The sequence below is a fragment of the Amycolatopsis sp. NPDC052450 genome, assembly GCF_044547565.1.
Taxonomy (GTDB): Bacteria; Actinomycetota; Actinomycetes; order Mycobacteriales; family Pseudonocardiaceae; genus Amycolatopsis.
This window is the reverse complement of record NZ_JBIUAQ010000001.1, coordinates 710,402-724,017: the sequence shown is the minus strand read 5'-3', so window position 1 is coordinate 724,017 and position 13,616 is coordinate 710,402. Positions and strand designations below refer to the sequence as shown.

Annotated in this window: 14 protein-coding genes; 4 read left to right on the top strand and 10 right to left on the bottom strand. The window is 69.3% G+C overall.

Features of this window, described 5'->3' with window-relative positions; translation table 11 throughout:
• Position 1 precedes the first annotated feature (1 nt).
• On the top strand, positions 2-1,108 hold the full coding sequence (locus ACIHAO_RS03530; RefSeq protein WP_396554551.1) for a DegT/DnrJ/EryC1/StrS family aminotransferase: 1,107 nt from the start codon (positions 2-4) through the stop codon (positions 1,106-1,108).
• Positions 1,105-2,064: a Gfo/Idh/MocA family protein gene (locus ACIHAO_RS03525; RefSeq protein ID WP_125780548.1), complete on the top strand. Its 960-nt coding sequence runs from the start codon at positions 1,105-1,107 to the stop codon at positions 2,062-2,064. Before ACIHAO_RS03530 ends, ACIHAO_RS03525 begins: the two co-directional genes overlap by 4 nt.
• Positions 2,065-2,136: 72 nt before the next feature.
• Here ACIHAO_RS03525 and ACIHAO_RS03520 read toward each other — a convergent pair whose 3' ends face one another.
• Entirely contained in the window at positions 2,137-2,883 is a 747-nt protein-coding gene (locus ACIHAO_RS03520) for a hypothetical protein (protein ID WP_396554550.1), read from the bottom strand.
• Positions 2,880-3,389 carry a SigE family RNA polymerase sigma factor gene (locus ACIHAO_RS03515; protein ID WP_125780546.1) on the bottom strand — a complete coding sequence of 170 codons (510 nt, stop codon included), beginning with the start codon at positions 3,387-3,389 and terminating at the stop codon, positions 2,880-2,882. The genes ACIHAO_RS03520 and ACIHAO_RS03515 overlap by 4 nt, the downstream gene beginning before the upstream one ends.
• A gap of 113 nt (positions 3,390-3,502) precedes the next feature.
• Between ACIHAO_RS03515 and ACIHAO_RS03510 the strand changes: the two genes are divergently transcribed.
• The gene (locus ACIHAO_RS03510; protein WP_396554549.1) at positions 3,503-4,114 is read left to right on the top strand and encodes a hypothetical protein; all 612 of its coding nucleotides are present in this window, start codon (positions 3,503-3,505) and stop codon (positions 4,112-4,114) included.
• A gap of 2 nt (positions 4,115-4,116) precedes the next feature.
• On the opposite strand, the gene ACIHAO_RS03505 is transcribed toward ACIHAO_RS03510, so the two are convergent.
• The 6 genes from ACIHAO_RS03505 to ACIHAO_RS03480 form a co-directional block, all read right to left on the bottom strand.
• Positions 4,117-4,707 (bottom strand): copper resistance protein CopC, encoded by a 591-nt coding sequence (locus ACIHAO_RS03505; protein ID WP_396554548.1) that lies wholly within the window; start codon positions 4,705-4,707, stop codon positions 4,117-4,119.
• A 131-nt stretch (positions 4,708-4,838) separates the two neighbouring features.
• Positions 4,839-5,411 carry a Uma2 family endonuclease gene (locus tag ACIHAO_RS03500; RefSeq protein ID WP_396554547.1) on the bottom strand — a complete coding sequence of 191 codons (573 nt, stop codon included), beginning with the start codon at positions 5,409-5,411 and terminating at the stop codon, positions 4,839-4,841.
• 92 nt (positions 5,412-5,503) lie between these two features.
• Entirely contained in the window at positions 5,504-6,130 is a 627-nt protein-coding gene (locus tag ACIHAO_RS03495) for an acyltransferase (protein WP_396554546.1), read from the bottom strand.
• On the bottom strand, positions 6,117-7,313 hold the full coding sequence (locus ACIHAO_RS03490; protein WP_396554545.1) for a glycosyltransferase family 4 protein: 1,197 nt from the start codon (positions 7,311-7,313) through the stop codon (positions 6,117-6,119). The genes ACIHAO_RS03495 and ACIHAO_RS03490 overlap by 14 nt, the downstream gene beginning before the upstream one ends.
• 26 nt (positions 7,314-7,339) lie before the next feature.
• A complete protein-coding gene (locus tag ACIHAO_RS03485; protein WP_125790515.1) occupies positions 7,340-8,269 on the bottom strand; it encodes an NAD-dependent epimerase/dehydratase family protein in 930 nt (309 codons plus the stop codon).
• Between the two features lie 7 nt (positions 8,270-8,276).
• Positions 8,277-9,407 (bottom strand): DegT/DnrJ/EryC1/StrS family aminotransferase, encoded by a 1,131-nt coding sequence (locus ACIHAO_RS03480; protein ID WP_396554544.1) that lies wholly within the window; start codon positions 9,405-9,407, stop codon positions 8,277-8,279.
• Between the two features lie 104 nt (positions 9,408-9,511).
• On the opposite strand from ACIHAO_RS03480, the gene ACIHAO_RS03475 reads away from it, so the two are divergent.
• The gene (locus ACIHAO_RS03475; protein WP_396554543.1) at positions 9,512-12,625 is read left to right on the top strand and encodes a BTAD domain-containing putative transcriptional regulator; all 3,114 of its coding nucleotides are present in this window, start codon (positions 9,512-9,514) and stop codon (positions 12,623-12,625) included.
• Here ACIHAO_RS03475 and ACIHAO_RS03470 read toward each other — a convergent pair.
• Both ACIHAO_RS03470 and ACIHAO_RS03465 read right to left on the bottom strand, forming a co-directional pair.
• On the bottom strand, positions 12,622-13,290 hold the full coding sequence (locus ACIHAO_RS03470) for a hypothetical protein (RefSeq protein ID WP_396554542.1): 669 nt from the start codon (positions 13,288-13,290) through the stop codon (positions 12,622-12,624). The genes ACIHAO_RS03475 and ACIHAO_RS03470 overlap by 4 nt on opposite strands.
• Complete coding sequence (locus ACIHAO_RS03465) at positions 13,287-13,505, bottom strand: hypothetical protein (protein WP_396554541.1); 219 nt, start codon at positions 13,503-13,505, stop codon at positions 13,287-13,289. The genes ACIHAO_RS03470 and ACIHAO_RS03465 overlap by 4 nt, the downstream gene beginning before the upstream one ends.
• Between the last annotated feature and the right edge of the window lie 111 nt (positions 13,506-13,616).

Sequence of the window (13,616 nt, the reverse complement as noted above, 5' to 3'; positions counted from 1 at the left end):
GATGATCCCCATTACCGTGGTCGACGTCCGTGACGCGGAGGACCTCGTCGTCGAGGTGCTGCGATCCGGCGCCATCGCACAGGGACCGATGGTCAAGCGCTTCGAGGACGCGTTCGCGAGCGTTTCCGGCACGAAGCACGCGATCGCCGTCAACAACGGCACCACCGCGCTGGTCGCCGCCATCCAGGCGCTCGACCTTCAGCCGGGCGACGAGGTCGTCACCTCGCCGTTCACCTTCGTGGCGACGCTGAACGCGATCCTGGAAGCCGGCGCGACCGTCCGCTTCGCCGACATCCGGCGCGACGACTTCGCGATCGACCCGGACGCCGTCGCCGCCGCGATCACCGACCGCACCAAGGTCCTGATGCCCGTGCACCTCTACGGGCAGACCGCGGACATGGGCAAGCTCGCGCCGCTGGCCGCCGAGCACGGTCTCAAGGTCATCGAGGACTCCGCGCAGGCCGTCGGCGCGTCGTTCCAGGGCAAGCCGTCCGGCTCCTTCGGGATCGGCTGCTTCTCCTTGTACGCCACCAAGAACGTCACCACCGCCGAGGGCGGCGTGATCACCACGGACGACGACAAGCTGGCCGACGCGCTGCGCGTGCTGCGCAACCAGGGCATGCGCGCCCGCTACCAGTACGAGGTCGCCGGGCACAACTACCGGATGACCGACCTGCACGCCGCCGTCGGCATCCCGCAGCTGGAGAAGCTCGACCAGCTCACCGCCGCCCGCCAGGCCAACGCGAAGCGCCTCACCGAAGGCCTCGCCGGCACCCCGGGCCTCGACCTCCCGCAGGTCCTGCCGGGCCGCGAACACGTGTGGCACCAGTACACCGTGCTGGTCGGCCCGCACGCCTTCCTCTCGCGTGACGAGCTCGCCGCCGCGCTCACCGAACGCGGCATCGGCAACGGGATCTACTACCCGAAGATCGTCTTCGACTACGACTGCTACCGCGACAACCCGCTGATCCCCGACGCGAAGGTCGAGGACTTCCCGGTGGCCGCTTCCGTCGCCGCGCAGGCGCTTTCCCTGCCGGTGCACCCGCACCTTTCCGAGTCCGACCTGGACACCATCATCGAAACGGTTCGCGAGGTACTCGGCGCATGACCACGCACAAGATCGCCCTCATCGGCACCGGGAACATGGGTTCGCTGCACGCCCGTGTCCTCGCCGCGAACGAGCGAGTGGACCTCGTCCGCGTGATCGACCCGCGCGAAGAGGCGGGCCGCAAGGTCGCCGAACGCTACGAAACCCAGTGGACGCCCGAAATCGGCTCTCTGTCCGATGTGGACGCCGTCGTGCTCGCTTCGGCGACCGAGGCGCATTACGAGCTGGCGCAGGAGATCCTCGGCCAGGGCAAGCCGATGCTGGTCGAAAAGCCGGTGTGCAACAGCTTCGAGTTCTCCCAGGAGATCGTCGGGCTTTCGGCGAAGAAGGACGTCCCGCTGATGTGCGGGCTCCTGGAGCGCTACAACCCGGCCGTGATGACCGCGCGGGCGCTGGTCAACGAGCCGATCCACCTGATGGCCCGCCGCCACGGCCCGTACGCGCCGCGGATCAAGACCGGTGTCGCGTGGGACCTGCTGGTGCACGACGTCGACCTGGCGATCCAGTTCTTCGGCGGCGCGACCCCGCAGCGGGTCGCCTCCGGCGCCGGTTACTTCCACCCGAACTCGGTCGAAGGCGCCGAGGACACCATCGAGACGGTGCTGTCGTTCGAATCCGGGCTCGCCACGGTTTCCGCGTCGCGTCTCGGCCAGCGCAAGGTCCGCTCGCTCTGGGTGTCCGAACTGGACCGCATGATCGAGATCGACCTGCTCCGCCGCGACGTCACCATCTACCGGCACGTCTCGCACGACTCGGTCACCGAGGACGGCCTCGGCTACCGGCAGCAGACGGTCATCGAGATCCCGGAACTGGTCACCGCGCGCGAGCCCCTCGCGACCCAGCTGGACCGGTTCGTCGACCTGCTCGAAGGCAAGATCGACGCCGACACCGAGCGGGACCTGATCCTGCCTTCGCACGCCGTCGTCGACCAGGTGCTCACCCAGGCCGCGGCCTGATTTCTCCTCGCAATTCGGCACCTGGTTGCGATTCTTGCGCCTGCAAGGATCGCAACCAGGTGCCGAATTGCGTTATTTGGTGAGGCGCTGGCCCTTCGCGTCGTAGGCGATGAGGGGGGTCAGCACTCCCGCCGACTCCACCTGGGCGCCGTCGAACCAGAAGAGGACGATCGACGGGTCCTCGCTCCAGGGGATCGCCTTCGCCTCGACCGGTTTCCCGCGGACGGTGCTGGTGATCCGCGCGGCAGGACCGGCGAAGTAGCCGAACACGGGCACGAACGTCCCCTGGATCACGTCGCCGCCGTCCACCGCGTGGAAGCCGAACGAGCGATCGGATCCCTTGAACTCGTTGCTGGCCAGGAGCGCGTCGTAGTCACCCGTCTGGTTCCGGTACGCGACCTGGAGGCCGAACCTGACGTCCGGCATCTGCGGCTCGTCGATCGCGAAGGCGTAGAGCACCAGCTCACGGCCGCCTTCTCCCTTGACCCCGAGCGGGATCGCCTCGCCGAAAGGCTGCTCGGACGGGGCTTCGGTGATCGTCGGGCTCGCCGGTGCCGGTATCGGTGCCGAAGGCGGCGCGGGCGCGCTCGCGGCGGGCGGAAGCGGCTGCTGGTCGGACGAGGAGCCCTTGAGCGCGACCGCGCCGACGATGACCAGCACCGTCACCAGCGTGGCGGCGACCCCGCCCGCGCCGGTCGCGAGACGGCGGCGACGGCGGATCCGCCTGCCCTTGGTCATGATCGCGCCGAGGTCGGGTTCGGCGAACTCCTCGGCGGGCGGTTCCCGCAGAGCCGAGCGCAGCGTCTCGAGGTCGGTCATCGTCCCAGCCCCCCGATCAGTTCCGTTCCGTCCTCCGCGGTGATCCGCAGCTTGGTCAGGGCGCGGGAGTTGGTGCTCTTCACGGTTCCCACCGAAACACCCAGCTCGCCCGCCACATCGGACTCCTTCAGATCGAAGAAGTGCCGGAGCACCACGACGGCTCTCTCCCGGTCTGTGAGCGTACGCAACGCGTCAAGCAGCCATTTCCGCTGGACAACGGCACCGGCGACGTCCAGACCGCTCGGCTGCTCGGGGATGTCCTCCGTGGCGTTCTCACGGATCGGGCGCCGCCAGCCGTCGATGATGTGATTGACGAGGACCTGCCGCGCGTAGGCGTAGGCGTCCTTGCGGCGTACCCGCGACCAGGCCGCGTACGTCTTCGCGAGCGCCGTCTGGGCGGCGTCTTCGGCCTGATGACGGTCGCTGGTGAGCAGGAAGGCCGCATGCTGGAGACGGGTCGCCGAGTTCCGCACGAACTCGACGAACTCGTCATCGCCGCGAGCCACCCTGGTCCTCATCTCCGTTCGACGGTTGACCACCTGAAAGGTTGCCTCAACCTTTTCGGCCGTTCTCCCGTAATGGTCTCTGAATGATCTTCGGCCACTGGGAGGAACAGTAAATGAAATCACCCGGGAAGTGGGCGTTGCCGGTGGGCGGCGGGATCGCGGCGGCCGGTGTCGCGGTCGTGCTCGCGACGACCCTGACCGCGAACGCGGCCCCTGCCCCAGTGCCGGCGCCCGCCGCCGCTGTGCCGGCCGCCGAGCCGGCGCGGTCGTCGGAGGAGCCGGACAACACGCCTTGGGGTGACGTCATCGGTACCGGCGTCCAAGGTGATGGCGGTGAGCTGGTGTTCTACGGGGTGAAGGTCGACCTCGAGCAGCTTCCGAGGACGACGTTCGGGATCATGGCGGGCCGCCGCGCGGCCGACGGAAAGGTCACCGCGGGCACCGTCGCCAACGAGTTCTCCGGCTCCGACAAGGCGCCCGGTTTCCATGCGGTGTCCGGCGGGATCAACGGCTATCCGTCGTTCGGCTACTACGCGGGCCCGGCCGCGAAGATCACCGCGAAGGTGGACGGCAAGGGCGTCACCGCGCATCAGGCGGTGTGGAGCGTGGACCCGGGCATCGTCGTGTTCTGGTTCGACTCGGGCGCCGACCCGCTGGAGCTGGCCGCCTTCGACGCCGACGGCAAGGAGCTGCCCGCGGGCGACACCGGCGTCGGCCACGGCTGACCTCAGGACCGGTCGTTCTTGCGGCGAATGAGGCGCAGCGCGACGACGAGACCGGCGACCACCACGGCGACCGCGAGCACGATCCACACCCAGGCCGGCAAAAGGCCTTCGGGGGTGGTCTCCGCGGCCTGCGGAGCCGGGGTGGCGCCGGGCGCGGGGGCTTGGGCTTGGCTGCTCGACGGGGCCTGGCTGCTCGGCTGGCTCTGGCTGCTCGGGGCGGCTGCCGGGGCACTGAGGCTGAACTTCACCGAGCCACTCGCGGCGTGCGAGTCGTCGAAGGTCACCTTGTAGCGGAGGGTGTACTCGCCCGCGGGCCCGACGGCCTGGACCGGCGCGGTGACGACCGTGCCCGCGACCTCCGCCCGGCCGACCGTCCACGACGCGTTCTCCGGTCCGGTGATCTGGATCGGGTTGTCGGCGAGGGTGACCGGACCCGAGAAGGTCAGCTTGACCTGCGTCGGCGGCGTCGCCAGCGAAGCGCCCCTCGCCGGGTCGCTGCTCTTCAGCTCCGAATGGGCCATCGCCGGGGTCGCGGCGCCCAGCAGGGCCAACCCGGCGACCAGCAACGACGCGCCGAACCGCTTGAACCTCATCTGACACCCTTCTCACCGGGGGAACTCCCCGTCGAGCCTAGTAGTCGGCTCTGGAAGGGCGTTGGTTCCGGCTCCGAGCTCTTATGTCGTGAAGGGCCCCTTTGAGACCCTCATCGTCTCAAAGGGGCCCTTCACGACATACCGTCCTTACCACTCACGAGGGCGGTCAGGGGCGCTGCGGCGTGGCGAGTGGTCAGTGCGTCGAGGTCCAGAGTGAGCGGGGTGCCGTCGAAGTCGAGGCTCACCTTGCCGGTGTGCTCGCCGAAGTTCTCGTACTCACCGTCGATCAGGCGGTAGGTGGTCATACTCGCCGGGTCTTCGAGGTCGACGATCCAGTAGTGCTCGATGCCGACTTCGGCGTATTCGGAGAACTTGGTGACCCGGTCGGTGCGGACGGTGCCCTCGGACAGCACCTCGATGACGAGCCGCACATCCGACGGCGAGACCCTGCGGACATTCAGCTGGGTCGAGCTGGAGACGAGAACGTCGGGAACACGGATGGTCAACGGTTGCTCGGCGAGCAACAATTCGACCGCGGGAACAGCGGTCAACCCCGTGAGTCGCTCGTCCAGCCAGTACGCGAGCCGCGTGACCGCCAGTTGGTGCCGGGTGTCCAGGAACGGCGCAACGACCAGGACACCACCGGCCACTTCGGCCCGGTTCAGGGGCATGGCGGCCCAGTCGTCGAGTGTCACCTGAGTCATCGGCACCGAACGTACTGCGGACCGAGCTGGAATTCATCACTCGTCACAGTGGTGGAGGATCGTGTTCTTGCGAACTCGCAGGCGAACCCGGCCTACTCCGTGAAGTCGCCTGCCGGGGCGCCCCAGGGGCCCGTCGCGTCGCCGCGTTCCTCGGCCAGCGCGCGCCGCCGCGCGTTCTCGCCGCGCACCCGCTCCACTTCGGACTGGATGTACTCGTCGTCGTACTTCTGGAAGACGCGCGCCGGGTTTCCGGCGACCAGGGTGCGCGGCGGGACGTCCTTGGCGACCACGGAATTCGGCTGCACGGTGGCGAAATCGCCGATCGTGACGCCTGCCATGATCACGACGAGGCCGCCGATGAAGCAGCCTTTGCCGATTTTCACGGGTTTGCGTTCGATGAGGTCGCTGCCGGAGTGGTTCTGCAACGTCATGTTCGCGAGCCAGCTGGAGTGCGTGAAGATCAGCGTGTTCAGGCCGATGCTGGTGTGTTCGCCGATCTCCAGTCCGCCGCTCGCGTCGAGGGCGGCGCCTTCGCCGATCCAGCAGTGTTCGCCGATCTTCAGGTTCTCCGGGCTGATGATCTTGACCCGTTCGCGGACCCTGGTCGACTCCGGCAGTCCGTAGAAGCGAGCGCGCTCGGCGTCGTTCATGTACTGCGAGACGAGTTCGGTCAGGATCTGCGGGCGCAGCCGGTTGCTGCGCTCGTCATCGAAGAACATCGGCCTCGGTCACCAGTTTCTCGAAGGTACGCAGGTGTTCTTCGGCGACGACGTCGAGGCCGAAGTTGGCCCGCACCATCGCGCTTTCCCGCTGTGCCACCAAAGCCCGCTTCTGGGGGTCGTCGAGCAGTTCGATGACGGTTTCCGCCACCGCCTCGCTGTCGTCCGGCCGCACCAGCAGGATGTTCTCGCCGTTGCGCAGTTCGATGCCGGGATAGTTGTCCTCGGTGACGGACGCGATGGTCGCGGTGCCCGAGAGCATCGCCTCCAGCGACGCGGTGCCGCAGCCGCCGTTGAGGTCGTGCGTCACGATGTCGGCGGCGGCGAAGTACGCGGGGACGTCGGCCTTCGGCACGGCGCCGGTGACGATGATGGCGTCGGCCACGCCGAGTTCTTCCGCCCGCTTCAAGAAAACGTCGTGGTAGACGCGCCCGACGACGACCACCTTCACGCCGGGGTGCTTGTCCAAAATGGACGGAAGCGCCTCGACGAGCGGGAGCCGGTTGCGCAGCGGGATCACGTGCCCGAGCGAGACGATCACCGGGCCGTCACCCAGGTTGTGCTCGGCACGCACATCGAGAGTCAGCGGCTTCTCGAAGTTCCCGGTGTCGACGGCGATCGGGAAGTAGTCCGAGTTCGCGTCGCTGGTGCCATAGCGCTCGACGCAGTAGTCGACCCCGAGCTTGTCGAGGATGACGTAGCGCGGCTTGAGGTAGCGCAGGATCGGGTTCACCAGCACGGTGTCCAGGAACCGGAACACGCCGCCGTACAGCTTGTTGTCGCTGATCAGCAGGGTGTGGATGGTCAGCAGCATCGGCAGCTTGTGCCGCCGCGCGTACCGGCCTGCCAGCCACGACAGGTCGAAGAACTGCCCGTGCAGGTGGATCGCGTCCGGTTCGAACTCGTCCAGCAGCTTCCGCAGCCGCCGCCAGTTCCCCGGCCGCAGCGAGGCGAAACTCATGTCGAAGTCGATCGACAGGCCCAGCTGCGGCATCTTCACCGCGGGCAGGCGGACGACGCGGTAGCCGTCCTTCGTCTCGTCGGCCGGGGCGTCGGCGTAGGCCGCGGTGATCGCGAGCACCTCGTGCCCGCGCGCCGCGTACTGCTCGGCCAGGGACGCCGCCATGTGCGCGCTTCCGCCCACCCTCGGCGGGAAGAAGTTGTTCACCACTGCGATACGCATGGGGCGGCTTTCCCCTGGCCCGGCGGTCACTCCGAGGCCTTCACCAGTTCGTACATGCCCTCTTCCACGGAGATCTTCGGCTCCCAGCCGAGGACCTCGCGGGCACGCGTGATGTCGGCGGCACGCCGCGAAACCAGCACGTCGCGCTCGTTGAACAGCGGCTCGACGTTCACGCCGACGGCGTCGATGAGGATCTTCGCCAGCGTCGCGATGGAGGTGTCGATGCCGGTGCCGATGTTGATCGGCACGTTCGCCTGCTCGGACTCGAGCGCCGCGACGACGGCGCGGGCGAGGTCCGTGACGTGCACGAAGTCCATCGACTGGTCGCCGCGGCCGTCGATGATCGGCGGCTGGCCGGCGCGCAGGCGCTGGATGAAGTGGTTGATCACCGACGTGTAGTAGGCCTCGATCTTCTGGCCGGGGCCGTACACGTTGAAGAACCGCAGCGCGTTCCAGGAAAGGCCCTTGGTGCGCTCGTAGAAGCCGAGCATGTCCTCGCCCGCGCGCTTCGAGATGCAGTACGGCGTGAGCGGCTTGAGCTCGTCGTCCTCGTGCATCGGCAGCCGCTTCGGGTCGCCGTAGACGGACGCGGTCGAGGCGAACACGACCCGCTCGACACCCTCGTCCGCCGCGGCGGCGAAGACGTTGTGGTTGCCGACCATGTTGATGTCGATGGACTCGTGCGGGTCCGCGACCGACTTGTTGATCGACACGGTGGCGAAGTGGATCACGTGCGTGCAGCCGCGCATGGCCTCGCGCACGGCGCCGCCGTAGCGCACGTCCTTCTCGACCAGTTCGACCTTGCCGGTGGCGACGAACTCGTTGATCCGGGCGCGGTCGCCGCGGGTCATGTTGTCGAAGACGCGGACGGTGTAGCCGCCGTCGATCAGCATCGGGATGACGTGCGCGGCGATGAAACCGCCGCCCCCGGTGAAGAGGACCTTCTTGTCGGGCATTTCTCTCCTAGCTCGGCAGTGCGGCGCTGACGGTTCCGACGACCCTGTCGACCTGGGCATCGGTGAGGTTGGCGTGCATCGGGATGGCGAGATGACGGCCGAAGAGGTCCGCCGATACCGGCAAGGTCTGCTGCTTGCCGTAGATGGGCTGGAGGTGCGAGGCGTAGGTGCCGAAGTTGCACTGCACGCCCTGTTCGCGGATCCGCAGCGCGAGCGCGTCGCGGTCGATCTCCGGGGCCACGGTGAGGATGTAGGCCTGCCACGGGTGCTCGCGGTCCGGCAGTTCCACCGGCACGTCGAGACCGGGCAGGTTCTCGAACGCCTCGTGGTAGCGCTTGGCCACCGAACGGCGGGCCGAGAGCAGGTCCGGGAGGCGGTCCAGCTGGACGTTCATGATCGCGGCCTGCACGTCCGAGAGCCGGAAGTTGTAGCCCAGCTCGTGGAACTCCGGGATCGGCAGGGCGCCGGAACCCTCGCGGGTGATGGCGGGCTCGATGCCGTAGGTGTGCAGCTTGCGCGCGTGCGCGATGAGGTCTTCACGGTCCGAGACCAGCGCGCCGCCCTCGCCCGCGGTGATGCCCTTGCGGCCGTGGAAGGAGAACGCGGCAAGGTCGGCGAGGCTGCCCGCCGGACGGGTCTTGTAGGTCGCGCCCGCGGCGCAGGCGGCGTCCTCGAAGAGCCACAGGCCGTGCTTGTCGGCGATCGCGCGGTATTCGTCGAAGTCTCCGGGCTGACCGGCGACGTCGACGGCGAGGATGCCGACCGTGCGCGGGGTGATCAGCGCTTCGATCGACGCCGGGTCGGCGCTCCACACGTCCGGGCGAATGTCGGCGAAAACCGGCGTCGCGCCCGCCTGGAGTACGGCGTGGCCGGTGGCGGGGAAGGTGTAGTCGCCGACGATGACCTCGTCGCCCGGCTTCACGCCGAGCACACGCAGCCCGAGGAAAAGTGCCGAGCCACAGTTGCTGGTGGTCAGGGCGTGCGCGGTGCCGACGGTCTTCGCGAAGCGTTCTTCGAAGCGGCGGCAAGCGGGGCCTGCACCGGCCAGCCAGCCGGACCGGAAGACCTCCGCCACGGCGGCGAGTTCTTCGTCGCCGACGGTCGGCTGACCGAGGACCACGGGTTCGTGCTCAGACATACCTCTCCCATTGCGTGGGGACCCGGCGAAGTGTATAGACGCCGATCGGCGTAGTTCGGGCGGGCTGGATCCGCCCAGGTCAACGACGCCCTAGTCTTTGTCCTATGCGATTCGGCGTTCTGGGGGCGACGGAGGTGCGCCGCGAGGACGGCACCGCCGTGCCGGTCGGCGGGCCCAGGGTCCGGACGTTGTTCGCGTTGCTCGCGCTGGAGGCGGGCCGGGTGGTCCCGGCGGAGCGGCTCGTCGACGGCCTCTACGGCGAGCGGCCACCCGAAGGTGTGGTGAACGCGCTGCAATCTCAGGTTTCGCGGCTGCGCGGCGCGCTGAAGGAACTCGCGCCCGTCGAGTTCAGTCCGGCGGGGTACCGGTTGGCCGTGAACCCCGACGACGTCGACGTGCATCGGTTCGAGCGCCTCGCCGCCGAGGGGCGACGCACTCTCGCGGCTGGAGACGCCACGAAGGCGGCCGAACTGCTTCACGACGCTCTCCGTCTCTGGCGCGGCCCGGCGTTCGCGGACATCACCGACGCGCCGTTCCGCGATCCGCAGGTCACCAGGCTGAACGAGCTGAAGACGTCGGCGATCGAGGACCGCGTCGAGGCCGAGCTCAAGCTGGGAAGGCACGAAGACGTCCTCGCCGATCTTCGTGAAGTCATCGACGCTCAACCGCTGCGGGAGCGGCCGCGTGCGCTGCTGATCCGCGCGCTGCACGCCGCGGGACGGCAGGCCGACGCGCTCACCGCGTTCGAGGACGCCCGCCGTGTCCTCGCCGACGAACTCGGCGCCGATCCCGGGCCGGATCTCGCCGCCGCGCATCTGGCCGTGCTGCGCGGGGAGACGCCGCCCGTCAGGACCACGACCGCGCCGCTGCCCGCCCAGCTGACCAGCTTCATCGGCCGCGAAGGCGATCTCCGGCACGTGCTCGGCCAGCTGGACCGCTCGCGGCTGGTGACGCTGACCGGTCCCGGCGGGGCGGGCAAGACCCGGCTGGCCGTCGAGACCGCGGCCGCGATGGACCTGCCGGCGGTCTTCGTCGAACTCGCGCCGTACACCGAAGACGCCGACGTCGCGCACGCCGTGCTGACCGCGCTCGGCCTGCGAACGGTCCCGCTCGGGACGGTCACCGCCCCGGTGGAGAACGCGCCGCTGGAGCGGCTGATCGACGCGCTGACCGACCGGGCGGTCCTGCTGGTGCTCGACAACTGCGAGCATCTGATCGAGGCCGCCGCGAAACTGGCCGCCCGGCTGCTCGGCGCGGCCCCCGCGCTGCGGGTGCTCGCCACCAGCCGCGAACCGCTGGGCATCACCGGCGAGGTCGTCTCCCCCGTGCCGCGGCTCGCCGTGCCGCCGCCGGGCACTCCTCCCGGCCGATCGCTGGAGTTCGCCGCCGTCCGGCTGTTCGCCGACCGCGCGCGGGCGGGCGATCCGGGCTTCGCCGTCGACGACACCACCGCGGGCGACGTCCAGCGGGTCTGTGCCGCGCTCGACGGACTGCCGCTGGCCATCGAACTCGCCGCCGCGCGCGTGCGGACCCTGACCGTCGGCGAGATCGCCTCCCGGCTGGACGACCGGTTCGGCTTGCTCTCGCGGGGCAGCCGGGTCGCCGAGAGCCGTCATCGCACCCTGCGCGCCGTCGTCGAATGGAGCTGGGATCTCCTGGAGGAGGACGAACGCCTGCTCGCCAGGCGGCTGACCGTCTTCGCGGGCGGCACGACCCTCGCCGGTGCCGAAGCGGTCTGTGCCGTGCCGGACACCGCGGAGCTGCTTCCGTCCCTTGTGGACAGATCGTTGGTGGAACGCACCGGGGACCGGTATCGGATGCTCGAAACCATCCGAGCCTTCTTCGCCGGGAAACTCGCCGAAGCCGGCGAAACCGAGCAGCTGCGGCGCGCGCACGCCGAGCACTTCCTCGCCCTCGCCGAGCAGGCGGATCCGCTCGTGCGCACCGGCGACCAGCTGTTCTGGCTCGACCGGCTCGACGCCGCCTACGAGGATCTCCTCGCCGCGTTGCGCTGGGCCGTCGAGTCCGACTTGAGGATCGCGCTCCGGCTCTCGGCTTCGCTGGTGATGTACTGGTGGATGCGCGGCCGCCGGTTCGAAGGCTCGACGCTGAGCCTGGAAGTGGTCAAACGGCTCGGACAGCGGGTGCCGGACGGTCTCGAAGAGGAGTACCAGCTCTGCGTGCTCACCGCCGCCGCGGGACTGCGGGGTCACGAGGCGCTCGACCGGCACCTGCCGTTGGTGGACGACCTCATGCTGTCCCTCGCCAAGGCTCCCCGGAACCCGGCGCTGCTGCTGTTGCTCGGCGTCGTGACCGGCCCGCCCGGTGACGACCACGCGCTGATCAAACGCAGCCAGTTGCTGCTGGCGAACAGCGACGCGTGGAGTCTCGCCCTCGCGCCGACCGGTTACGGCCTCCGCGCGCTGATGCAGGGCGAACTCGAGACGGCGGAAGAATTCCTGCGCCAGGGGGCGCAGGAATTCCGCTCGATCGGGGAACGCTGGGGCCTCTCGATGGCCCTCGACCATCTGTCACAGATCCTGATCTGGACGAACCGGCAGGCCGAAGCCCTCGAAACGATGAACGAGGCCCTGCGGCTGATGCGCGAACTCGGCGCGTCCGACGACAACGCGGACCTGCTGTGCCGTCGCGGCGGCAGCAAGCTGCTCCACGGCGACGCGGCGGGCGCGCGGGCGGATTTCGAGCTCGCCATCGAGATCGCGCGCCGCGCCGGGATGCCCGAAAGCCGGGCGGCCGGGTACATCGGGCTGGCGTTCCTCGCCCGGCACGAGGGTGATCTGCCGGCGGCCCGGGCGCTGAGCGAACGCGCGCTCGCGGAGTGTCCCGGTGGTTCGTTCGCGGCCGAAGGGGTGCGCGCCGGCGCGAAGATCTCCCTCGGCTGGGTCCTGGCCGCCGAGGGCGACCTGGACGGGGCCGAGGAACTGCACCGGCTGGCGCTGGTGTCGGCGGACCGCTGGCACGACAGCACCACCATGGCCTGTGCCGTCGAGGGGCTCGCCGGGGTCGCGCTGCTGCGGGACGACGCCGAGCGGGCGGCGGTCCTGATCGGCGCCGCGGTGACCGTCCGGGGCACCCCGTTCGCGGTCGATCTGGACGCCGCCCTGCTCAGGACGACCGCTCGGGAGCGGCTCGGCGACGACTTCGACCGGGCCTACCGCCGAGGGCTGGGTCTGCGGAGCGCCGCTCAGCTGGCTTAGGCACGGGTCAGCTGCGTGCCCTGCGGCGCGAAGCGGCCGACTGCTTCGGCGAGGAGACGCTGGTCGAGTTCGGTGTCCTGGACGGCGACGTACAGCGGCGCCGCGTTGACCGGGACCGCGCCGAGCCGGGTCATCCCGGGGCCGACCGGGTCGATGGTGAGCCGGGTGACGTCACGCCACGGCACGACGGTCCGCTCGATCCGGACACCCACCGCGTCCAGTTCGAAGAGCACCCACTGCTTGTCGTGCAGCGACTTCACGTAGCCGATGGCCGCGCAGCCGACGGCGATCGCGATGATCCGCAGCACCCCGGGCCCCTCCAGCGAGCCGACCAGTGCGATGAAGCCGAGGACGACCACGACCATCCCGGACAGCTTCGCGGCGCCGACCAGGCCCGCGTTCGGTTTGTGCACGCGGAACCGCACGGCGCGCATCAGGTGTTTGGTGAGCAGCCCGCCGCCGATCGCGGCGGCGAGCGCGAACATCGTCACCACCAGCGAAACCGGCGAGAAGTCCACGAGGACGTTGTAACCGGCGATCAGCGCGACGAACCCGCCGACGACGGCCAGCATCAGCGCAAGCTTGCCCTTGCGCACGTCCTGCTCGCGGCGTTGGAGGGAGGCCTGGTCGGGTGCGGCGAGGAAGCCGCCGTCGATGTTCCTCATCGGGCGTCACGCTGCGTTTCGGCGGCCGCGCGACGCTCACGCTGACGGCGGTCGAGGACGTACAGCAGCGTGCCGGCGCCGGCGCTCACCGCGGCGTAGAGGAGGTCCTGCAGGCCGTCGTCCGGGTAACCGGTGGAGAACTCGACCATCGCGAGCGCGACGAACAGGACGCTGATGACGCCCCCGGCGATGATGTACACCTTGTTGCTGAGCATGGCTTCCCTCGCTTGTCGTTGCCTGGTGGGACCACTTTCGCGCGGGGCACATGACATTCCGATGACATGCGCTGACAGCGTTCGGTGCGTGGACGGTCAGCGGTCGCGGAG